Origin of the sequence: Bradyrhizobium arachidis, from assembly GCF_024758505.1 — a bacterium.
GTDB lineage: Bacteria > Pseudomonadota > Alphaproteobacteria > Rhizobiales > Xanthobacteraceae > Bradyrhizobium > Bradyrhizobium manausense_C.
In genome coordinates, this window is sequence record NZ_CP077970.1 from 986,669 (window position 1) to 1,007,130 (window position 20,462).

The window sequence follows — 20,462 nt, forward strand, 5'->3', positions numbered from 1 at the left end:
GAAAGACGCGAAATCGCGCCGGAGTTTCAGGAGAAGGTCCGATGAATTCAGGGCTCACCTATGCCAGCGATGTCGCCTTCACGCCCGCGGTGAAGGCCATTCAAGCGCGAAAGGGCTCGCGCGAGGCCTATGCCGATGCCGAGCAGCGCGGCTGGCGCACCGAGGTCGACGAAAACCTCGCCGCGTTCCTGGCCGATGCCAACAGCTTTTATCTCGCCACCGCCTCGGCCGACGGCCAGCCCTATATCCAGCATCGCGGCGGACCAAAGGGTTTTCTGAAGGTGCTGGACAAGACCACGCTCGCCTTCGCCGACTATGCCGGCAACCGGCAATACCTCACGCAAGGCAACCTCTCGGAGAACCCCAAGGCCTACATCTTCGTGATGGACTACGCCCATCGCCGCCGCGTGAAGATCTGGGGCGAGGCGCGCGCGGTCGAGGATGATCCGGCCCTGGTGCAGTCGCTGTTTCCAAGGGGTTACAAGGCGAGGCCGGAGCAGGTCGTCGTGTTCAAGATTTTGGCCTGGGACACCAACTGCCCGCAGCACATCCCGCAGAAATTTGACGCAGCGGATGTCGCGGCAGCGCTGGCGGCGAGGGATCAGCGGATCGCGGAGTTGGAGGCAGAGGTTGCAGCGCTGAAGGGAGAGAAGGGGGTGACCTAGCTCTTCTTACCCTCCAGGGGAGGGTAAGGGCGTCACAACGCGCTTGCGGCTTCGTGCTGGAAACCGAGATAGCTCGCCGCTACCCGCTCGTTGGCGGCGATATCGGCGGCCTTGCCGCTGAGCACGAATTCGCCAAGCTCCATCACATAGGCGTGGTCGGCGATTTTCAGCGCGGCCTGTGCGTTCTGCTCGACCAGCAGCACGGACACGCCGCTCGCACGTAGCTCGGTGACGATACGAAAAATATCGGCGACGATGATCGGCGCGAGGCCCAGGCTCGGCTCGTCCAGCATCAGCAGTTTTGGCGCGCCCATCAGCGCGCGGCCCATTGCGAGCATCTGCTGCTCGCCGCCGGACAGCGTGCCGGCGAGCTGCTTGCGCCGCTCCTTCAGGCGCGGAAACAGGCTGTAGACCCGCTCCATCGAGGATCTCATCTGCGCCTTGGCGATGCGGAATGCGCCGAGCTCGAGATTGTCCTCGACATTCATCGTGACGAACAATTCGCGGTGCTCCGGGACCAAGCCGAGGCCCATCGCGACGCGGTCCTCGATCTCGTACCGGGCGAGATCTTGCCCTGCAAAGGCGACGCGGCCCTTCAGCGGCAGGACGCCCATGATGGCCGAGAGCAGCGTGGTCTTGCCGGCGCCGTTGGCGCCGACGATGGTGACGATCTCGTTCGCGCCGACCTCAAGCGAGACCGAGCGGACCGCCTCGACCTTGCCGTATGCGACATGCGCGTCGGTGACTGACAACAGCGCGCTCATGCCGCGACTCCGAGATAGGCCTTGATCACTTCGGGATTGGTCTTGATCGTCGCCGGCGTTCCCTCGGCGATCTTGGTGCCGAAATCGAGCACCACGATGCGGTCGGCAAGGTTCATGACGAAACCCATGTCGTGCTCGACCAGCAGCACGCTCATGCCGCCGTCGCGCAGCTCACGCAGCAGTTTTGCGAGCTGCTGCTTTTCCATGTGGCGAAGGCCCGCGGCAGGCTCGTCGAGCAGGAGCAGCATCGGATCGACGCAGAGTGCACGCGCGATCTCGACGATGCGCTGCTGTCCGAGCGACAGCGAGCCGGCGAGCTGATGCATCTGCTCGCCGAGGCCGACGCGCTCGATCTGCCGCGCGGCTTCCGCGAGCAGCTTTGCCTCATCGGCGCGGTCGAGCCGCAGCATCGAGGAGATCGGCCCCGAATGTCCGCGCAGATGCGCTCCGATCGCGACGTTCTCCAGCACGGTCATGTCGGGCACCAGCTTCACATGCTGGAAGGTTCTGCTGATGCCGAGCTTCACGATCTCCTGCGGCGGGGCGTTGTCGACTTTCCTGCCGAGCACCGAGATCGAGCCTGCGGTGGCGCTGAGCACGCCGGTGATCAGGTTGAAGGTCGTGCTCTTGCCGGCGCCGTTCGGCCCGATCAGCGCGACGATCTCGCGGGCCTGGACGTCGAAGGAGACGTTGTTGACCGCGATTACGCCGCCGAACTGCTTTCGCGCCTTGTCCACCTGGAGCAGGATGTCGGACTCGCCGGTCGCTCGCTCGCGCGCCGGGAGCTTTAGCGAGGTGTCGGGCTTCTTGCCATTGGTCTTCTGCGGCAGGAACGACATCAGCCAGGGCCAGAGGCCTCCGGGCGCGAGCTGGAGCAGGAGCACCAGCATGATGCCGAACACGATGGTCTCGACCTGTCCCGAGCCGTGCACGATCAGCGGCAGATAGCTCTGGAGCACCTCTTTCAGGATCACGACGATCGCAGCGCCGAGCACGCCGCCCCAGACATAGCCGGCGCCGCCGACAACGGCGATGAAGAGATATTCGATGCCGGCCTGCGCGCCGAACGGCGTCGGGTTCACCGCGCGCTGCATGTGCGCGTAGAGCCAGCCGGAGAGGCCGGCCAGTACGGCGGCATGGATGAACACGAGAAGCTTTGCGCGCGGGGTGTGCACGCCAAAGGCTTCGGCGGCGACATGGCCGCGCCGGAGCGCACGGATGGCGCGGCCGGTGCGGGAATCCAGGAGGTTCACCGTCACCAGCGCCGAGAGGATCACCGCAATCCAGACCGCATAGTAGATCGAACCCGGATCGAGCATCTTGAACGATCCGATCGACAGCGGCGGGATCGCCGAGATGCCGTCGTTTCTTCCCAAAAACTCCAGCTTGCTGAAGAGGTAGAACAGGCCGAGCCCCCAGGCGAGCGTGCCGAGCGGCAGATAGTGGCCGGAGAGGCGGACCGTGATCAGGCCGAGCAGCACCGCCAGCAGTCCGCTGACGACCAGCGACAGCGGCAGCGTCAGCCAGGGCGAGAGGCCGTAGGCCGTCGACAGCACCGCCGTGGTGTAGGCGCCAAAACCGACGAACGCGGCCTGCCCGAATGAGGTGAGGCCGCCGACGCCGGTGAGCAGCACCAGCCCCATCGCGACCAGCGCGGCAAGGCCGATATTGTCGAGCAGCACAATCCAGAACGGCGGCACGCCCGGAACGAACGGGATCGCCGCCATCAGAGCTGCGAAGATGAGAATGGGAAGCCGGTCTTTCATCGCGCGTCAGTCCTTCTCTTCCTCGACCGCGGGAGCTGCGAGCGAGCGCAGCAGCAGCACGGGGATCAGCAGCATGAAGACGATGACCTCCTTGTAATTGCTGGCATAGAAGGACGAGAACGCCTCGACGATGCCGACGAACAGCGCGGCGACCGCGGTCAGCGGATAGCTGACCAGCCCGCCGATGATCGCCGCGACAAAGCCTTTCAGGCCGATCAGGAAGCCGCTGTCGTAGTAGAGGGTCGTGATCGGAACGATCAAAATGCCCGACAGCGCGCCGATGACGGAGGCGAGCAGGAAGGCGATCTGCCCCGACAGCGAGGTGCGGATGCCTGCAAGCCGCGCGCCGAGCCGGTTAACGGCGGTGGCGCGCAGCGCCTTGCCGTAGCGCGTCCAGCCGAAGAACAGCCAGAGGCCGACGATGAAGGCGATTGTGATGCCGTAGACGGTGATGCTCTGGCCGGTGAAGCGCAGCGAGCCCGCGGTGAACGCGGTCGACAGCACGGCGGGTCCGCGCTGGCCTTCGGCGCCGAAGAACAAGAGCCCCAGTCCCTGCAGCGCCAGGTGCACGCCGACCGATGCGATCAGCAGCACCAGCACCGAGGTGTGCGCGAGCGGTTGGAACACGATGCGATAGAGATAGACGCCGATCATCGCGACGATCACCAGCGACAGCGCCATGCTGACCGCCACCGGCGCCTTCTGACCGGCATAGGAGAGCGTCAGGGCCAGCACGATTGCCGGCAGCACGACGTTGGCTGCAAGGCTGCGGGCGACCAGCCTGCCGTGCAGCGCCTTGCGCGCCGCGAACAGATCGAGCGCGAAGGCCACAATGCCCATGGCGAGCGCCAGCTTCGCCGTGCCCGGCATCTGGCCGGAGGCGAGCGAGGCATAGGTCAGCGCCCCATAGGTGACGAATTCGCCTTGTGGAATGAGGATTACGCGGGTGACGGCAAATACCAGCACCAGCGCCAATCCGAGCAGCGCGTAGATCGCGCCATTGGTGATGCCGTCCTGCACCAGGAACAGCATGATGGTCGTGTTCAAGCCGGACGCTCCCCCTCGATGTCCGGACCGGCACCGCCTTTCGCGGTGGATGGTCCGTTCACAGCCATTGAAATTCGCTGACGATATTTGATATGGTCCATAACAATTATCAAATATAACATCAAGGGCGGCGGAACGACCCAGCCCCAATTTAGCGGGATTGCGAGCACCAGGCGATGACCGTTTCAAAAACCGTTGAAAAGTCAGCGGAAGTGACCAAGTCGCGCAAGGACGCCGGGGACAACCCGGCCGAGGCGCTGCACCTTGGCGAGCTTTCCGAGCAACTCGGCTACGTGCTCAAGCGTGCCCAGCTCAAGGTGTTCGAGAACTTCCTGCGCTGCGTCGCCTCGCTACAGCTTACGCCGGCGCAGTTCTCCGTGCTGCTGCTGGTCGAGCAGAACCCGGGCCGTAACCAGACCGAGATCGCCTCCACGCTCGGCATCCTGCGCCCGAACTTCGTGGCGATGCTCGACAATCTGGAGAGCCGCGACCTCTGCGCCCGGATCCGCTCCACCAACGACCGCCGCTCGCACATCCTGGTGCTGACCGACAAGGGCAAGGCCGTGCTGACCCGCGCGAAAAAGCTCGTCGCCACCAAGCACGAGGCGCGCCTCAACGAGGTGCTCGGGGCGGCCAACCGCGAAGCCCTGATCGCAATGCTTTCGAAGATCGCGAACGAGTTTTGAGCCGGAGGATCAGGCCGCGGCGAAGCGGTCGAGCACGGCAGGCGCTTCGGTCGACAGGAACTTGCGCTCGATCTCCGCGGCCGGCAGCGGGCGGCTGAACAGGAAGCCCTGGACCTCGGTGCACCCTTCGGCCGCGATGCGATCGAGCTGCTCGCGCGTCTCAACGCCTTCCGCCGTCGTCCCCATCCCCATTCCATTCGCGAGCGCAGCAATGGCGCGAACGATATTGAGAGAACTGGCGTCGGTTGCGATGTCGCGGATGAAGGAACGATCGATCTTGATCTTGTCGAAAGGAAAGCACTGCAGATAGGTCAGCGACGAATAGCCGGTGCCGAAATCGTCCATGGCGATCCGGATGCCCAGCGCGCGTAGCCGGTGCAGCATGGCGAGCGTTCCATTTTTGTCGTGGAGCAGGACGCTCTCGGTGATCTCGATCTCCAGGCGTCGCGCGTCCAGGCCGGACGCCGCCAGCGCTCCCACAATGACCTCGGCGAGGCCGGGATGATGGAATTGGGCGGCGGAGATGTTGACCGCGATATGCAGTCGGTCTGGCCACCGGCTCGCGGTCATGCAGGCCTGTCGGATGACCCATTCGCCGATCGGCACGATCAGGCCGATCTCCTCGGCAAGCGGAATGAAGCTATTCGGCGGGATCAGGCCGCGCTGCGGATGCCGCCAGCGGATCAGGGCCTCGACGCCGCTGATCTCGCCGGTCTCGGTCTGCACCAGCGGCTGGTAGTGAAGCTCGAATTCGCCTGCGGCGAGCGCCTTGCGCAAATCGAGCTCGAGCGCGCGGCGGTTCTGCACTTGCTCGTCCATCGCGGGCTCGAAGAAGCGGTAGGTGCCGCGGCCCTCGCTCTTGGCCTGGTAGAGCGCCAGATCGGCATTGCGTAGCGCCTGCTCGGGCGTTGCTCCGTCGCCCGGCGCGATCGCAAGCCCAATGCTCGCGCCGGCGATCGTCTGCTGTCCGTCGATGTCGAACGGCAGGTTCATCTGCCTGATGATGCGCTCGGCGAGGGCACTTGCGTCGTTGCGATCGTCGATCGGAGTCTGCAGGACGATGAATTCGTCGCCGCCCATCCGGGCAATCGTATCGCCCGGGCGAACGAGCTTGCGCAGGCGCTCGCTGACGGCCTTGAGAAGCGCGTCGCCGGCATGATGCCCCAGCGTATCGTTGACCGACTTGAACTTGTCGAGATCGATGTGATGGATGGCGAAGGTCGCGCCGGCCGCGAAGGCCTGCTCCAGGCGCTGGCCGAGCAAGGTGCGATTGGCAAGGTCGGTAAGGGCGTCATGATGCGCCATATGGGCGATCTGGAGCTCCGCGTGCCGTTGCTCGGTGATGTCCTCGTGGGTCGCCACCCAGCCCAGGTCGGGCATGGGCCGATGACGGATCTTGAAGGTGCGCCCGTTCCTCATCTCGACGATGCTGTCAGTCGGCTCCGCCGAGATCGCGATGTCGGTGCGCCATTTGACATACTCGTCCCGGGTCATCGCGGGAACGCTGCCGACAGCGAAGCGCAGTTCGAGAATCTCCCATAGCGACGTGCCGGGTCGAACGCGCTCCGGCGGCAGGCCGTACATATCGACATATCGCGTGTTGCAGACGATCAGTCGATGATTGCCGTCGAAGAAGCACAGGCCCTGCGACATGTTGTTGATGGCGCTGTCGAACTGCAGGTTGCGCTCCGTGAGCCGCGCGCTGAGCTCCTCGCGTTCGGTGATGTCCTCGTGGGTGGCCATACCGCCGCCGCCGGGAAGTGGACGAATGCTGTAGGCGATGATCCGACCATCCGCGAATTCCTGCACGGTCCGCTCGCTGACGATCTCTCCCTCGGTCCGCTTGCGGATATAGGCGTTCGCCTCGTCGCGGGTCTTCAATCCGAGTTTCAGCCGATGCTGGATCAGGTTCCTGGTCGGTGTGCCCGGACGCACGTCCTCCGGCGACAGGGCATACATCTGCATGTAGCGCTGGTTGCAGTAGATGACCTTGCGGTCCGCGCCGAACAGGACGATGCCGAGCGACAGATTGTTGACGGCCTGCTCGAGCAGCCCGCCCAAAAGGAGGGGGTCAAGCGGACCGAGCGAATCAGTGTCGGCGACCTGCTTGTCACGGTCGTCCATGGATCGTTTGCCCCCCCTTCAGCGCCGGCGCCATTAGAGCAGAGGCCGCTGAATCAACTCCATGATCTGGCGCGGCTGCCGGGCAGGTTTCCTGAAGTGCAGCGAATATCGGGTTAAAGCGCGCCGGACTCGGTGGGCCGGTCGCAAAGGCGCCGCGCGCGAGTTTCTGATGTGCAATGCAGCATTAGTGATGCTTGATACATCACTTTAGATGTATTAAGCTTGGTAAATCATTGGAATTGCCACGGAGATCCCGTCCCGTGATCACTGCTGCGCAACTTCGGGCCGCCCGGGCCCTGCTGGGGATTGACCAGCGCGAACTCGCGCAGCGCTGCTCGCTGTCGCTGCCGACGATCCAGCGCATGGAAGCCTCCGAAGGCGTGATCCGCGGCAACGTCGATTCCCTGATGAAGCTCGTCGAAGCGCTTGCCGCCGCCGGCATCGAGCTGATCGGCGAAGGCACGGCGTCCGCCGGCGGTGGGCGCGGCGTACGGCTGACGTCGCCACCGGGCGGGGACGTCAAATGACTGTGCGTGTGCACCTCGTGGTCCGGGAGCAGCGATGATCTCGGCGGCGCTATGGGCGGTGGCTGGTCTGCTGGCGCTGGCGCCGGTTGGAATCGTGCTGTCGGCGCGGCCGCGCGGATCGTTGGTTCTCTACGGCGCCTGTCTCGTCCTCACCGCAATGCTGTGCGTGACGGCGTTGCTTCATCTCCTCCATCCCGCCCATCCGGTGCTGCGTGCGACGCTGCCGGTGGGCCTGCCGTGGCTCGGCGCACATTTCCGCCTCGATGCGCTGTCTGCGTTCTTCCTCGTGGTCATCAATCTCGGCGGCGCAGCCGCGAGCCTGTTCGCGCTCGGCTATGGCCGCCATGAAGAGTCGCCTGGCCGCGTGTTGCCGTTCTATCCGGCCTATCTCGCGGGCATGAATGTCGTCGTGCTCGCCAACGATGCCTTCAGCTTCCTGGTGGCCTGGGAGTTCATGTCGCTGACCTCCTGGGCGCTGGTCGTGTCGCATCACCGCGAAGCCGAGAACATCCGCGCAGGCTACGTCTATCTCCTGATGGCAAGTTTTGGCACGCTCGCGCTGCTACTGGCCTTTGGTGCGCTCGCAAGCGGTCCCGGCTACGATTTCGACGCGATCCGCGCCGCGCATCCGTCCGCCGCGCTGTCGAGCCTGGTCGTGATCCTCGTGCTGCTCGGCACCGGCTCCAAGGCCGGCCTGGTGCCGCTGCACGCCTGGCTGCCGCTCGCCCATCCCGCAGCCCCCAGCCACGTCTCGGGCCTGATGAGCGGCGTGATGACCAAGGTCGCTGTCTACGGTTTCGTGCGCATCGTTTTCGATCTGCTGCCGGAACCTGAATGGTGGTGGAGCATGGTCGTCCTGCTCGTCGGCGGCCCGACCGCGACGCTAGGCGTGCTCTATGCGCTCATGCAGCGCGACATCAAGCGCGTGCTGGCTTATTCGACCATCGAGAACATCGGCATCATCTTCACCGGCCTCGGGCTCGCACTCGCCTTCAAGGCGCAGGGGCTCGACTGGGTGGCGGCGCTCGCCTTCACCGCGGCGCTGCTGCACGTCTTCAATCACGCGCTGTTCAAGAGCCTGCTGTTCTTCGGTGCAGGCGCCGTGCTGGAGGCGACCGGCGTGCGCGACATGGAGAAACTCGGCGGGCTGATCCATCGCATGCCGAAAACAGCTTTTGCCATGCTGGTCGGCTGCGTCGCGATCTCGGCGCTGCCGCCGTTCAACGGCTTCGTCTCGGAATGGCTGATGTTCCAGGCGATCCTGCTGTCGCCGCAACTGCCGTCCTGGGGGCTGAAGCTGATCGTCCCCGCCGTCGGCGGCCTCTTGGCGCTGGCGGCCGCCTTCGCCGCGGCCTGCTTCGTCAAGCTCTACGGCATCAGCTTCCTCGGCCGCCCGCGCTCCGACGTTGCCGCTTCAGCGCATGAAACGGATCGCTTCTCGCTCGCGGCGATGTTTGCGCTCGCCGCGCTGTGTCTCCTGGCCGGCATCCTGCCCGGCCTCTTCATCGACGCACTGGCGCCTGTGAGCAAGGCCATGGTCGGCAACGTCATGCCGCATCAGACCGGACTCGAATGGCTGACCATCGTGCCGATCGCCGAAAGCCGCAGCTCCTATAACGGGCTTTTGGTCTTCATCTTCGCCGCACTTTGCGGCACGGCCGCAGCCTCCACGATTCATCGCCTCGCCTCTGATCGGCTGCGCCGCGCACCGGCCTGGGATTGCGGCTATCCGGACCCCAACTCCGCGATCCAGTACAGCGCGTCGAGCTTTTCGCAGCCGATCCGCCGCGTGTTCGGCAGCGTCATCTTCGCTGCCCGCGAAATCGGCGAGATGCCGCCGCCGTCCTCGCCCCGGCCCGCGCGTCTCACGGTCGAGATGCGCGACCTGATCTGGGATGGGCTGTACGGGCCGATCGCGAATGCGATCGGTTTTGCCACCATCCGCATCAATGTCCTGCAATTCCTCACCATCCGCAGCTACCTGACGCTGGTCTTCGTGGCGCTGATCGTGCTGCTGCTCGTGGTGGCGCTATGAACGCGCTGCGCGATCTCCTCTCGCAGGGCGCTCAGATGCTGCTGGTGCTCGCGCTCGCGCCGCTGCTCACCGGCTTCGTGCGCAAGGTGAAGGCGCGGCTGTTGCGCCGGCGCGGGCCGCCGCTGCTCCAGCCCTACCGCGACCTGGTCCGCCTGATGCGCAAGGACGTCGTGCTTGCCGACAACGCCTCATGGCTGTTCCGGGTGATTCCCTATCTGATGTTTGCCGGCACCTGGGTTGCCGCTTCGCTGGTACCGACATTCGGCAATGGCCTTTTGTTCTCCTGGACCGCCGATCTCATCGCCATCATCGCGCTGCTCGGCAGCGCGCGGTTCTTTCAGGCGCTCGCCGGCATGGATGTCGGCACCGCCTTCGGCGGCATCGGCTCCAGCCGCGAGGTGATGATTGCGACGCTGGCCGAGCCCGCGATCCTGATGACGGTGTTTGCGGTCGCGATGATCGCGGGCTCGACCCAGCTCTCCACGGTGGCCGAGTTCATGGGCTCCAATGCGGTCGGCCTGCGCGTCTCGCTCGGCATGGCGCTGGTCGCGCTCATCATCGTTGCGCTGGCCGAGAACGCCCGCATTCCCGTCGACAACCCCGCGACCCACCTCGAACTCACCATGGTGCACGAGGCCATGGTGCTGGAATATTCCGGCCGCCACCTCGCGCTGATCGACCTGTCGTCGCAGCTCAAGCTCCTGCTTTACGTCTCGCTGATCGCCTGCGTGTTCGTGCCCTGGGGCACGGCTGAGGCCGATGCCGGCTTTTCCGCGCGTGCCTCCGGCGCGCTGTTCTATCTCGGCAAGCTCGCAATCTTCGGCTTCCTGCTCGCGTTGTTCGAGACGTCGATCGCCAAGATGCGGGTGTTCCGCATCCCGGAGTTCCTGGGCGCGGCACTGATGCTGGCGTTGCTCGCAACGCTGCTGCGCTTCGTGTCGGGGAGCCTCTGAGAGATGAGCAGCCTTCAGTTCGACATCGCCCATCTGCTCGCCGGCTCGCTGGTGCTGGCGAGCTTCATGATGCTCTACCAGGACCGGCTCTATTCCCTGCTCAACGTCTATGCGCTGCATGCCGGTGTGCTGGCGCTGTCGGTGGCCTGGCAGGCCTATGTGCAGCACGCGCCGCACCTCTATGTGACGGCCGTGATCGCGCTGGTCTTCAAAGCCATCATCATTCCGGTGGCACTGCACCGGATCATCAAGCAGCTCGGCATTCACCGCGAGATCGAGAATGTGATCGGCATCGGCCTGACCATGATGGCCGGCATCGGTCTCGTCGCTTTGTCGATGGTGGTGATGCTGCGCGTGACGCCGGGCGCCGACGCGCTGGCGCGCGAGGACCTTGCCTTTGCGCTCTCGGTGGTGCTGCTGGGACTCCTGATCATGGTGACGCGGCGCAATGCCGTGAGCCAGGTGGTCGGCTTCATGTCGCTGGAGAACGGGCTGGTGCTGGCGGCGACCGGCGCCAAGGGCATGCCGCTGGTGGTCGAGATCAGCGTCGCCTTCTCGGTGCTGATCGCCTTTATCGTGATCGGCATCTTCCTGTTCCGCATTCGCGAGCGCTTTGACAGCGTGGACGTGCAGGCGCTCGACCGCTTCAGGGGAGAGCGGCGATGAAGATCGACGCGCTCACCGCGATCCTCCTGATCCCGGCCGTCTCCACCGCGTTGCTGGCCGTTCTGCCGGGTTACGCGTTGACGGCGCGGTTCAACGTCGTGGCGGCGTTCGCGACCTTCCTCACCTCGCTGTCGCTGTTCGTGGTCGAGCCGACGTCCGGGCAATATCTGCTGGTCGACGACCTCAACAAGGTCTTCATCGTACTGACGACCTTCGTCGGCTTCACTACGTCGGTGTTCAGCGCGAGCTACATCGACCACGAGATCGAGATCGGGCGGCTGACGCCGGCGTTCCTGCGCTTCTATCACGCGATGTACCAGACGCTGATGTTCGCGATGAACCTCGCGCTGGTCGCCAACAACATCGGCCTGATGTGGGTCGCCGTCGAGGTCGCGACGCTGACGACGGTGCTGATGGTCGGCATCTACCGCACCCATGAGGCGCTGGAAGCCGCCTGGAAATACTTCATCCTCGGCAGCGTCGGCATTGCGCTCGCGTTGTTCGGCACCATCCTGGTTTACATGGCGGCGCGACCCGTGGTGGGCGAAGGGCTCGACGGCATGGTGTGGACCGTGCTGGTGGCGCACGCCTCGCAGTTCGATCCCGCGCTGCTCAACGTCGCCTTCGTGTTCCTACTGCTGGGCTACGGCACCAAGGTGGGGCTCGCGCCGCTGCACGCCTGGCTGCCCGATGCCCATGCCGAGGGTCCGACGCCGATCTCGGCGGTGCTGTCGGGCCTGCTGCTCAACGTCGCGCTCTACGCGCTGTTGCGCTTCAAGATGATGCTCGCGGTCAATCCCGCTGCGATCGCGCCGGGGCCGCTGATGGTGTCGATGGGGCTGATCTCGGTGATCTTCGCCTCGCTGATGCTCTATCGCCGCCGCGACATCAAGCGCATGTTCGCCTACTCCTCGATCGAGCACATGGGCATCATCGTCTTCGCCTTCGGCATGGGCGGGCCGCTGGCGAATTTCGCGGGCCTGTTGCACATGACCATGCATTCGCTGACCAAATCCGCGATCTTCTTCGCCGTCGGTCATATCGCGCAGGTCAAGGGTACGCAGAAGATCGCCGATATCGGCGGGCTGACGGTGACCAACCCCGTGCTTGGCTGGGGATTGATGCTGGGCGTGGTCGCCATCGTCGGCCTGCCGCCGCTCGGCATCTTCATGAGCGAATTCTTGGTCGTCAGCTCCACCTTCGCGCGTGCGCCATGGCTGACGGCGATCCTGGTGCTTGGCATCATCATCGCGCTCGGCGGGCTTTTGCTGCGCGTGGGCAGCGTGATGTTCGGCGAGCCCAAGGGACCGACCGCGCCGGCGGAAGCATCCTACGTGCCGATGTTCACGCATCTGGCGCTGGTGGCGATGGCCGGCATCTATCTGCCGCCGGCGCTGGTGACCGGCTTTACCAACGTCGCGAAGCTCTTGGGGTGACGCGATGGGCCTGCTCGACCATATCCCCCATCAGAATGTAGTGCCGTCGCATCGGCCCTGGCCCCGAATCGTGGTGGCGGACGAGGGGTGGCGCGCCGCAATCGACCAGCTCGTCGCGGGCAGGGCGACGCTGCTCGGCTTCTGGGGCGAGCCGGAGGCGGTGCATATGGCGCTGTGCGATGTTGCGTCGGCGGAGATCGCAGTCGTCACCTATGAATGCATGTCGGGTTCGTTCCCGAGCGTCGCGATCCATCATCCGCCTGCGTTGCGGCTGGAACGGACCATTCACGATCTCTTTGGTTTGATGCCCCTCGGTGCCGGCGACATGCGGCCGTGGCTCGATCATTACGTCTGGGGCAAGCCTTGGCCGCTCGGCGATCGCGACGCCGCGCGGGACGCCGTACCGTATGACTTCCTGCCGGCCGAAGGCGAGGGGCTGCACCAGGTCGCGGTCGGCCCGGTTCATGCCGGCATCATCGAGCCCGGCCACTTCCGCTTCACCGCCAATGGCGAGCATGTGGTGCGGCTGGAGCAATGGCTCGGCTACACCCACAAAGGCATCGAATCCCTGATGCAGGGTGCGAGCCTGGAGGCCGCAGCGAAACTCGCCTGCCGCACCTCGGGCGACAGCGCGGTCGCCTACGCCTTTGCATTTGCGCGGGCGGTGGAAGCGGCGCTTCAAATCGAGGCGCCCGCGCGCGCGAGCTTGTTGCGGGCCCTGATGGCCGAGCTGGAACGGCTTGCCAATCATTTCGGCGACATCGGCGCAATCTGCAACGATGCTTCGTTCGCGCTGATGCACGCTCAGACCGGCATCTTGCGCGAGCGCTGCTTGCGCGCTGCGAATGTCGCGTTCGATCACCGACTGATGATGGACGTCATCGTGCCCGGTGGCGTGGCGCGCGATATGACGCCGGAGGCCTTGCCTGTGCTACGGGCGCTGCTCGCCGAGATCAAAAAAGTGTTTCCGCGCCTGGTCGAGCTCTATGACAACACCGCGTCGTTGCAGGATCGCACCGTCACCACGGGTATCGTGAAGGCGGACTATGTGCGCCAGTTCGGCGCCGGCGGCTATGTCGGCCGTGCCTCGGGCCGCGATTTCGATGCACGGCGCACGCTGGCCTGCGCGCCTTATGACAGTTTGTCGTTCGAGGTGCCGGTGCTCGAGGCCGGCGACGTCAATGCGCGGGTCTGGATCCGCATCCGCGAGGTCGAGCAGAGCGTCGCCCTGATCGAGCAGATCCTGGATCGTCTGGAGCCGGGCGCAATCAGGACCGCGCCGCCGGCCGGACATGGGCCTTGCGAAGGCATGGCGCTCAGCGAGGCTTTCCGCGGCGACGTTCTGGTGTGGCTGCGACTCGATGGCGAGTTGCGCATCGAGCGCTGTCACCTGCGCGATGCATCCTGGTTCCAATGGCCGCTTTTGGAGACCGCGATCGAAGGCAACATCATCGCCGACTTCCCGCTGTGCAACAAATCGTTCAATTGCTCCTATTCGGGCGCGGACCTCTGAGCCATGCGCAAGACCCTGCTCGAAAGTCTCACCCATGGTTCGCTGACCGAGCCCGCGCCGCCGCCGGACGAAGCGGCGCTGGCCGAACTCGCCAAACGTGTCGACCTTGCCGCGCAGGCGCGGCTCGGCCGCTCGCTCGCGATCCGTCAGGTCGATGCCGGCTCCTGCAACGGCTGCGAGCTCGAGATCCACGCGCTGTCCAACGCCTTCTACGACCTCGAGCGCTTTGGCCTGCGCTTCGTCGCCTCGCCACGCCATGCTGATGTGCTGCTGGTCACGGGTCCCGTGACCAAGAACATGCGGCAGGCGCTGGAGCGGACCTTCAACGCCACGCCCGATCCGAAATGGGTGGTCGCGGTGGGCGCTTGCGCGCTCGACGGCGGCATTTTTAGGGGCAGCTACGCCTGCGTCGGCGGCGTCTCCGACGTGGTGCCGGTCGATCTGCACATCAAGGGCTGCCCGCCCACGCCGACCGATCTGCTGAAGGGCCTGCTCGCATTGCTGGAGCACGTCGGCGCGAAGGGGTGAGGCGGACTCCGTCGTTGCGAGCGCAGCGAAGCAATCCAGAATCTTACCGCGGTGACAGTCTGGATTGCTTCGCTGCGCTCGCAATGACGGGGAGGGGCCGCAGCCTCACTCCACCAGAATCACCCTGACATCGTTCACGTTGGTCAGGGTCGGGCCCGGCAGCAGCAGGTCGCCGGTGGCCTCGAAGAACGTCGTCGCGTCGTTGTTGTCGAGATAGGCCTGTGGTTCGAGGCCTTGCGCCTTCATCTTCGCAAACGTCGTGGCATCGATCAGGGCGCCGGCGGGATCGGTCGGCTTGCCGCCGCCGCCGTCGGCGCCGTCGGTGTCGCCGGCGAGCGCCGCAATGTCGGGCGTGTCCTTGAGCAGGTCCGCCAGCGCCAGTGCGTATTCCTGGTTGGGACCGCCGCGACCATTGCCGCGTACCGTCACGGTCAGCTCGCCGCCGGAGAGGATCGCTATGCGCTTGCCCTGCGCGCGCGCCTGAAGTGCGAGCCTTGCGTGATCGGCGGCGACCTCACGCGCTTCGCCCTCGAGATCGGCGCCGAGATCGATCACCTCGTAGCCGGCATCCTTTGCAAGCTTCACCGCGGCATCGATCGACTGTTTTGGGCGCGCGATCAGCTCGTAGCGGGCGCGCGCAAAGGCCGGGTCGCCGGGCTTGCAGCTTTCGTTGGCGGGATCGTCGAGCGCGCGGCGCACGGCGTCTTCAAGTTCGAGCCGGTATCGTGCAACGAGGGCACGCGCATCGGCTAGCGTGGTCGGGTCCGGCACCGTCGGGCCAGAGGCGATCGCGGAGGGATCGTCATGCGGCACGTCGGAGATCGCGAGCGTCACGATCTCGGCGGCGTTCTGGCCGGCGCGTGCAAGCCGCCCGCCCTTGATCCGCGACAGATGCTTGCGCACCGTGTTCATCTCGCCGATCGGCGCGCCCGAGCGCAACAATGCGCGGTTGACCGCCTGCTTTTGCGCAAAGCTGATGCCTTCGACGGGCGCGATCCAGTTCGCCGAACCGCCGCCGGAGAGCAGCACCAGAAGCAGATCGTCCGGCCCGGCCTGTCGTGCCAGCTCCAGCGTATCGGCCGCGCCCTTCAGGCCGGCTTCATCAGGCACGGGGTGGCCGGCCTCGACGACGCGGATGCGCCGCGCCGGCACGCCATGGCCGTGACGCGTGGTGGCGATGCCGACCAGACGCTCCGGCTCAAGACCGAGCGTGTCGAGATAGTGATGCTCCGCCGCCGCCGCCATGGCGCCCGCGCCCTTGCCGGCGGCGAGGCAGATCACCCGGCCCTTCGGCACGGGACGCAGATGCTGCGCCAGCACCACGTCCGGATGGGCGGCGGCAACGGCAGCATCGTAGATGGCACGGAGCAGGGGGCGTCGGTCGGTCATGAAGATGCCTTCGTCAAAATTGCCGGAGAGGCCGCCGCTGCATCGATGCGTTCGGCGTCGCGCTGGATCCGGTCATACCTAGCGCATCGACCGCGAAAGTGTAAGCCGAGCCTTTCAGGCATTCGGTTCTTCAATCGGGCGATAGACAAACGAAAAGCCCCCTGCGAAGGTCTCGCAGCGGGCTTCGTTTGTGTTTTTGTTTTGCCGGACGACTAGCCGCCGACGTCGGCGCTGAGCACCTCGCCGAACAGCTCCCACTGCTCACCCTTGAACTTCATGAGCTGGAACGAACTGATGGGCGCGTAGTCAGTCGCTGACGTATTGATCTTGATCCCCGGCAGGAGCGCTTCGGTGCGGAAATCCTTCAGGCTCGCGGCCTGCTTCATGACGTTCTCGCGCGTCAGGTCGTCGCCGCACTGCTTCAGCACCTGGACGAGCGTCTGGGCGACGCCATAGCCGACCACCGTCAGGCCGTCCAGCTTGTCGCCTTCGGGGAAGTACTTGGCCATGAATGCCGAGAACTCCTTCATGCCGGGGTCGTTGTCCCACTGCTTGTCGGTCGGGTCCTTCGCGTAGTTGGCGGAAATGATGTCCTGCGCGTTCTCATACCCCGCCGGCTTGATCACGCTGCCGACCGAAGCCGAGACGTTGTTCAGGAAGTGGAGCGGTTTCCAGCCGATCTCCGCGTTCTTCTTGATCGCCTGCGCCGCGAATTTCGGCGTGGTGATGTTGAAGAAGACGTCGGCGCCGGTCGCCTTCATCTTCACGATGTGGGAGTCGATGGTCGGTTCGGAGGTCTCATAGCTCTCCTCGATCACGATCATGCTCGCGGCCTTGGCACCCAAGCCGTCCTTCAGGCCCTTGAGGTAGTCCTTGCCGTAGTCGTCGTTCTGGAACAGCACGGCGATCTTGGCGTCAGGCTTGTTCTTGAGCAGATACTTCGCGTAGACCTGCGTCTCGCTCTGGTAGTTGGGCTGCCAGCCCATGGTCCAGGGGAAGTTCTTCGGATCGTTCCACTTGGTGGCGCCGGTGGCGACGAAGAGCTGCGGCACCTTCTTGTTGTTCATGTACTTCTGGATCGCCGTGTTCGGCGGGGTGCCGAGCGAGTTGAAGATCAGCAGCACCTCGTCGCTCTCGACGAGCTTGCGCGCCTGCTCCACCGTCTTCGGCGGCGAATAGGCGTCGTCATAAGACACGAAATTGATCTTGCGGCCGTTGATGCCGCCTTCCTCGTTGACCTTCTTGAAATAGGCGGCCTCGGTCCGGCCGATCACGCCATAGGCCGACGCGGGGCCGCTGTAAGGCATGATGTTGCCGATCTTGATCTCGGTATCGGTCGCGCCGGTATCGTATTTCTTCTGCGCGAGTGCGGCGCTCGTCGAGGCCGCGAACAGAGCGAGCGCAACAGACGCAACCGCGAGTTTGCTGGTGACAGCAGGCATTCCAATCTCCCTTTTTTCTTGATGGTGCGCGTAATTTTCTTGAAATGAAATTTTCTTCGGCTGCGCGGCGGCGATTGAATACGATTTGTCCGAAAGCTTCAAGAAAAAGCCCCTGCGAAGAGGTCGCAGGGGCTGCTTCTTTAGTAGACAGTTGAGAACTGCCTACGCGCTAGCCGCTGACGTCGCCGGAGATGACATCGCCGAACAGCTCCCAGCTTTCGCCCTTGAAGCGCATCAGCTGCAACTGCGAGAGCGGGGCAAAGTCGGTCGGGCCAGTGTTGGCCTTGATGCCGGGCAGGAGGCCGGCAGGCTCGAAGTCCTTCAGGCTCGCCGCCTGCTTCATCACGTTCGCACGGGTCAGATCGTCGCCGCAGGTCTTCAGCACCTGCACGAGCCCCTGCGCCGCGATGTAGCCGTACATGACGCTGACGTCGGCGCGATTGGCCTCGGGATAGTACTTGTCCAAGAACTCGTTCCAGGCCTTCATCGCCGGATCATTCTTCCATTGGGCATCGGTCGGATCCTTCAGATAGGCGGAAGAGATGATGTCCTGCCCGGCCTCGAAGCCAGCCGGTTTCATGACGGTGCCGACCGACACAGAGACGTTGTTGAGAAAATGGGTCGGCTTCCAGCCGATCTCCGCGTTCTTCTTGATCGCCTGCGCCGCGAATTTCGGCGTGGTGATGTTGAAGAAGACGTCCGCGCCGGTCGCCTTCATCTTCACGATGTGGGAGTCGATGGTCGGTTCGGAGACTTCGTAGCTGTCCTCGATGACGATCATCGAAGCCGCCTTGGCGCCGAGCCCGTCCTTGAAGCCCTTCAGATAGTCCTTGCCGTAGTCGTCGTTCTGATAGAGCACGGCGATCTTGGCGTTCGGCATCTTGTCCAGGATATACTTGGCGTAGATGATGGACTCGATCTGGTAGTTGGGCTGCCAGCCCATGGTCCAGGGAAAGTTCTGCGGATCGTTCCACTTGGTGGCGCCGGTCGCGACGAACAGCTGCGGCACCTTCTTGCTGTTCATGTATTTCTGGATCGCCGTGTTCGGCGGCGTGCCCAGCGACTGGAAGATCAACAGCACCTCGTCGCTCTCGACCAGCTTGCGCGCCTGTTCGACCGTCTTCGGCGGCGAATAGGCGTCATCATAGCTGACGAAGTTGATCTTGCGGCCGTTGATGCCGCCTTCGGCGTTGATCTTGCGGAAATAGGCCTCTTCGGTCTTGCCGATCACGCCGTAGGCGGAGGCCGGTCCGCTGTAGGGCATGATGTTGCCGATCTTGATTTCGGTATCGGACGCGCCGGTGTCGTATTTCTTCTGCGCGGACGCTGCCGTGGACAGGGTGGCAGCCAGCACGAGGGCGGCCGAGAAGGCCCCCAATCGCACATGCATTGCAGGCATCTTGATCTCCCTAGATGAGGTTTGAATGTGTCGTTTGTTTTTGTTTGGGAGCGATCGTTGCTCGTCGTTCCGACGCACATTCAATACCCTTCCAGGGCCGCCAGCAAGAAAAACGCCCCGGCGGAACTGTCGCAGGACGCGCGATTTATTCGAAGCGGTGCGGAATATTCCGGCGCGTGAGATTTCGCGCGCCGTTAACGATTGCGCTGAAGTTGCCTCGTTCGCCGCCGACTATTTTTGATTGAGACGCCTTGCAGCGCTCACTGGCCGAGTTCGCTGGAGATGACGCTGCCGAACAGCTCCCATTTCCTGCCCTTGAAGCGCATCATCTGGAGCTGTTCGATCGGCGCGAAATTGTCGGCCGAAGTGTTGATCTTGATGCCGGGCAGAAGCGTATCCGGCTCGAAATCCTTCAGGCTTGCCGCCTGCTTCATGACATTGGCGCGCGTGAGGTCGTCGCCGCACATCTGCAGCACCTTCACCAGCGTCTGGGCCGCGCCGTAGCCGAACACGACGGCGCCATCGAGCCTGTTGGCCTTGGGATGGTACTTCTCCAGGAAGGCGTAGAAATTCTTCATGCCGGGATCGTCGTTCCACTGCGGGTCCGAGCCGTCCTTGGCGTAGGTCGCCGACAGGATGCCCTGCGAGATCTCGAACCCTGCCGGCTCCAGCACGCCGCCGACCGAGGCCGAGACGTTGGAGACGATGTGCATTGGGTGCCAGTTGATCTCGGCGGCTTTCTTGATGGCCTGGGCTGCGAATTTCGGTGTGGCGATGCTAATGAAGACGTCGGCGCCGGCCGCCTTGATCTTCACGACATGCTCGTCGATCGCAGGCTCCGAGGTCTCGTAGCTGTCCTCGATCACGATCATCGAGGCTTTGGCGCCGAGGCCGTCCTTCAGGCCCTTGAGGTAGTCCTTGCCGAAATCGTCGTTCTGGTAGAGCACGCCGATCTTGGCGTCCGGCTTCTCCTTCATGATGTATTTTGCGTAGATCCGCGCTTCGCTGGCGTAGCTCGGCTGCCAGCCCATGGTCCACGGGAACTGTTTCGGGTCGTTCCACTTGGAGGCGCCGCTGGCCACGAAGAGCTGCGGCACCTTCTTCTCGTTCATGTATTTGCGGATGGCGCTGTTGGTGGAGGTGCCGAGCGAGTTGAAGATCAGGAGCACCTCGTCGTTTTCGACCAGCTTGCGCGCCTGTTCCACCGTCTTCGGCGGCGAGTAGGCGTCGTCGTAGGAGATGAACTTGATCTTGCGGCCGTTGATGCCGCCCTCGGCGTTGATCTTGTTGAAATAGGCCTCTTCGGTCTTGCCGATCACGCCATAGGCCGATGCCGGACCGCTATAGGGCATGATGTTGCCGATCCTGATCTCGGTGTCCGACGCGCCGGGGTCATACGCCTTCTGCGCCAGCGCGGGGGTGCTCACTGCACTGCACAAGAGGATCGCGGCCGACAGGGCCGCAAACTGGAAACGGACGGCGGTCATTGGTCTCCCACCCCAATTGGATCGGCGCCGCATTG

17 protein-coding genes are annotated in these 20,462 nt (G+C 64.3%); 9 read left to right on the forward strand and 8 right to left on the reverse strand.

Features of this window, described 5'->3' with window-relative positions:
- Nucleotides 1-41: 41 nt before the first annotated feature.
- On the forward strand, nucleotides 42-665 hold the full coding sequence (locus tag KUF59_RS04640; protein WP_212456929.1) for a pyridoxamine 5'-phosphate oxidase family protein: 624 nt from the start codon (nucleotides 42-44) through the stop codon (nucleotides 663-665).
- Between the two features lie 32 nt (nucleotides 666-697).
- On the opposite strand, the gene KUF59_RS04645 is transcribed toward KUF59_RS04640, so the two are convergent.
- The 3 genes from KUF59_RS04645 to KUF59_RS04655 are packed head-to-tail and all read right to left on the reverse strand — an operon-like array spanning nucleotide 698 to nucleotide 4,242.
- Complete coding sequence (locus KUF59_RS04645; protein WP_212456928.1) at nucleotides 698-1,429, reverse strand: ABC transporter ATP-binding protein; 732 nt, start codon at nucleotides 1,427-1,429, stop codon at nucleotides 698-700.
- Nucleotides 1,426-3,195 carry a branched-chain amino acid ABC transporter ATP-binding protein/permease gene (locus KUF59_RS04650; RefSeq protein WP_212456927.1) on the reverse strand — a complete coding sequence of 590 codons (1,770 nt, stop codon included), beginning with the start codon at nucleotides 3,193-3,195 and terminating at the stop codon, nucleotides 1,426-1,428. Before KUF59_RS04650 ends, KUF59_RS04645 begins: the two co-directional genes overlap by 4 nt.
- Before the next feature lie 6 nt (nucleotides 3,196-3,201).
- The gene (locus KUF59_RS04655; RefSeq protein WP_212456926.1) at nucleotides 3,202-4,242 is read right to left on the reverse strand and encodes a branched-chain amino acid ABC transporter permease; all 1,041 of its coding nucleotides are present in this window, start codon (nucleotides 4,240-4,242) and stop codon (nucleotides 3,202-3,204) included.
- Nucleotides 4,243-4,418: 176 nt separating this feature from the next.
- On the opposite strand from KUF59_RS04655, the gene KUF59_RS04660 reads away from it, so the two are divergent.
- On the forward strand, nucleotides 4,419-4,928 hold the full coding sequence (locus KUF59_RS04660) for a MarR family winged helix-turn-helix transcriptional regulator (protein ID WP_212456925.1): 510 nt from the start codon (nucleotides 4,419-4,421) through the stop codon (nucleotides 4,926-4,928).
- A gap of 9 nt (nucleotides 4,929-4,937) precedes the next feature.
- Here KUF59_RS04660 and KUF59_RS04665 read toward each other — a convergent pair whose 3' ends face one another.
- Complete coding sequence (locus KUF59_RS04665; protein WP_212456924.1) at nucleotides 4,938-7,052, reverse strand: EAL domain-containing protein; 2,115 nt, start codon at nucleotides 7,050-7,052, stop codon at nucleotides 4,938-4,940.
- A gap of 260 nt (nucleotides 7,053-7,312) precedes the next feature.
- Between KUF59_RS04665 and KUF59_RS04670 the strand changes: the two genes are divergently transcribed.
- The 7 genes from KUF59_RS04670 to KUF59_RS04700 are packed head-to-tail and all read left to right on the forward strand — an operon-like array spanning nucleotide 7,313 to nucleotide 14,710.
- Nucleotides 7,313-7,579: a helix-turn-helix domain-containing protein gene (locus KUF59_RS04670; protein ID WP_212456923.1), complete on the forward strand. Its 267-nt coding sequence runs from the start codon at nucleotides 7,313-7,315 to the stop codon at nucleotides 7,577-7,579.
- Between the two features lie 34 nt (nucleotides 7,580-7,613).
- Nucleotides 7,614-9,614, forward strand: coding sequence for a hydrogenase 4 subunit B (hyfB, locus tag KUF59_RS04675; RefSeq protein ID WP_212456922.1), 2,001 nt, complete (start codon nucleotides 7,614-7,616; stop codon nucleotides 9,612-9,614).
- Nucleotides 9,611-10,567 carry a respiratory chain complex I subunit 1 family protein gene (locus tag KUF59_RS04680; protein WP_212456921.1) on the forward strand — a complete coding sequence of 319 codons (957 nt, stop codon included), beginning with the start codon at nucleotides 9,611-9,613 and terminating at the stop codon, nucleotides 10,565-10,567. The genes hyfB and KUF59_RS04680 overlap by 4 nt, the downstream gene beginning before the upstream one ends.
- Nucleotides 10,568-10,570: 3 nt before the next feature.
- On the forward strand, nucleotides 10,571-11,233 hold the full coding sequence (locus KUF59_RS04685; RefSeq protein ID WP_212456920.1) for a hydrogenase-4 component E: 663 nt from the start codon (nucleotides 10,571-10,573) through the stop codon (nucleotides 11,231-11,233).
- A complete protein-coding gene (locus KUF59_RS04690; protein WP_212456919.1) occupies nucleotides 11,230-12,669 on the forward strand; it encodes a hydrogenase 4 subunit F in 1,440 nt (479 codons plus the stop codon). The genes KUF59_RS04685 and KUF59_RS04690 overlap by 4 nt, the downstream gene beginning before the upstream one ends.
- Nucleotides 12,670-12,673: 4 nt before the next feature.
- Nucleotides 12,674-14,182 carry a hydrogenase large subunit gene (locus KUF59_RS04695; protein WP_212456918.1) on the forward strand — a complete coding sequence of 503 codons (1,509 nt, stop codon included), beginning with the start codon at nucleotides 12,674-12,676 and terminating at the stop codon, nucleotides 14,180-14,182.
- Nucleotides 14,183-14,185: 3 nt separating this feature from the next.
- Complete coding sequence (locus tag KUF59_RS04700; protein ID WP_212456917.1) at nucleotides 14,186-14,710, forward strand: NADH-quinone oxidoreductase subunit B family protein; 525 nt, start codon at nucleotides 14,186-14,188, stop codon at nucleotides 14,708-14,710.
- Between the two features lie 105 nt (nucleotides 14,711-14,815).
- Here the strand turns inward: KUF59_RS04700 and KUF59_RS04705 are convergent, their stop codons facing one another.
- The 4 genes from KUF59_RS04705 to KUF59_RS04720 all read right to left on the reverse strand — a co-directional run bounded on the left by KUF59_RS04705 (nucleotide 14,816) and on the right by KUF59_RS04720 (nucleotide 20,427).
- Nucleotides 14,816-16,099, reverse strand: coding sequence for a glycerate kinase type-2 family protein (locus tag KUF59_RS04705; protein ID WP_212456916.1), 1,284 nt, complete (start codon nucleotides 16,097-16,099; stop codon nucleotides 14,816-14,818).
- A 212-nt stretch (nucleotides 16,100-16,311) separates the two neighbouring features.
- Complete coding sequence (locus KUF59_RS04710; protein WP_212456915.1) at nucleotides 16,312-17,541, reverse strand: ABC transporter substrate-binding protein; 1,230 nt, start codon at nucleotides 17,539-17,541, stop codon at nucleotides 16,312-16,314.
- A 169-nt stretch (nucleotides 17,542-17,710) separates the two neighbouring features.
- Nucleotides 17,711-18,940: an ABC transporter substrate-binding protein gene (locus KUF59_RS04715; RefSeq protein WP_212456914.1), complete on the reverse strand. Its 1,230-nt coding sequence runs from the start codon at nucleotides 18,938-18,940 to the stop codon at nucleotides 17,711-17,713.
- A gap of 260 nt (nucleotides 18,941-19,200) precedes the next feature.
- The gene (locus tag KUF59_RS04720; protein WP_212456913.1) at nucleotides 19,201-20,427 is read right to left on the reverse strand and encodes an ABC transporter substrate-binding protein; all 1,227 of its coding nucleotides are present in this window, start codon (nucleotides 20,425-20,427) and stop codon (nucleotides 19,201-19,203) included.
- Nucleotides 20,428-20,462 lie beyond the last annotated feature (35 nt).

Excerpts from the sequence above, each read along its gene's own strand:
- KUF59_RS04700 (WP_212456917.1), top strand. The coding sequence starts at position 14,186 with ATGCGCAAGACCCTGCTCGAAAGTCTCACCCATGGTTCGCTGACCGAG.
- KUF59_RS04705 (WP_212456916.1), bottom strand. The coding sequence starts at position 16,099 with ATGACCGACCGACGCCCCCTGCTCCGTGCCATCTACGATGCTGCCGTT.
- KUF59_RS04645 (WP_212456928.1), bottom strand. The coding sequence starts at position 1,429 with ATGAGCGCGCTGTTGTCAGTCACCGACGCGCATGTCGCATACGGCAAG.
- KUF59_RS04685 (WP_212456920.1), top strand. The coding sequence starts at position 10,571 with ATGAGCAGCCTTCAGTTCGACATCGCCCATCTGCTCGCCGGCTCGCTG.
- KUF59_RS04660 (WP_212456925.1), top strand. The coding sequence starts at position 4,419 with ATGACCGTTTCAAAAACCGTTGAAAAGTCAGCGGAAGTGACCAAGTCG.
- hyfB (WP_212456922.1), top strand. The coding sequence starts at position 7,614 with ATGATCTCGGCGGCGCTATGGGCGGTGGCTGGTCTGCTGGCGCTGGCG.
- KUF59_RS04665 (WP_212456924.1), bottom strand. The coding sequence starts at position 7,052 with ATGGACGACCGTGACAAGCAGGTCGCCGACACTGATTCGCTCGGTCCG.
- KUF59_RS04715 (WP_212456914.1), bottom strand. The coding sequence starts at position 18,940 with ATGCCTGCAATGCATGTGCGATTGGGGGCCTTCTCGGCCGCCCTCGTG.
- KUF59_RS04640 (WP_212456929.1), top strand. The coding sequence starts at position 42 with ATGAATTCAGGGCTCACCTATGCCAGCGATGTCGCCTTCACGCCCGCG.
- KUF59_RS04720 (WP_212456913.1), bottom strand. The coding sequence starts at position 20,427 with ATGACCGCCGTCCGTTTCCAGTTTGCGGCCCTGTCGGCCGCGATCCTC.
- KUF59_RS04650 (WP_212456927.1), bottom strand. The coding sequence starts at position 3,195 with ATGAAAGACCGGCTTCCCATTCTCATCTTCGCAGCTCTGATGGCGGCG.
- KUF59_RS04695 (WP_212456918.1), top strand. The coding sequence starts at position 12,674 with ATGGGCCTGCTCGACCATATCCCCCATCAGAATGTAGTGCCGTCGCAT.
- KUF59_RS04710 (WP_212456915.1), bottom strand. The coding sequence starts at position 17,541 with ATGCCTGCTGTCACCAGCAAACTCGCGGTTGCGTCTGTTGCGCTCGCT.
- KUF59_RS04690 (WP_212456919.1), top strand. The coding sequence starts at position 11,230 with ATGAAGATCGACGCGCTCACCGCGATCCTCCTGATCCCGGCCGTCTCC.
- KUF59_RS04680 (WP_212456921.1), top strand. The coding sequence starts at position 9,611 with ATGAACGCGCTGCGCGATCTCCTCTCGCAGGGCGCTCAGATGCTGCTG.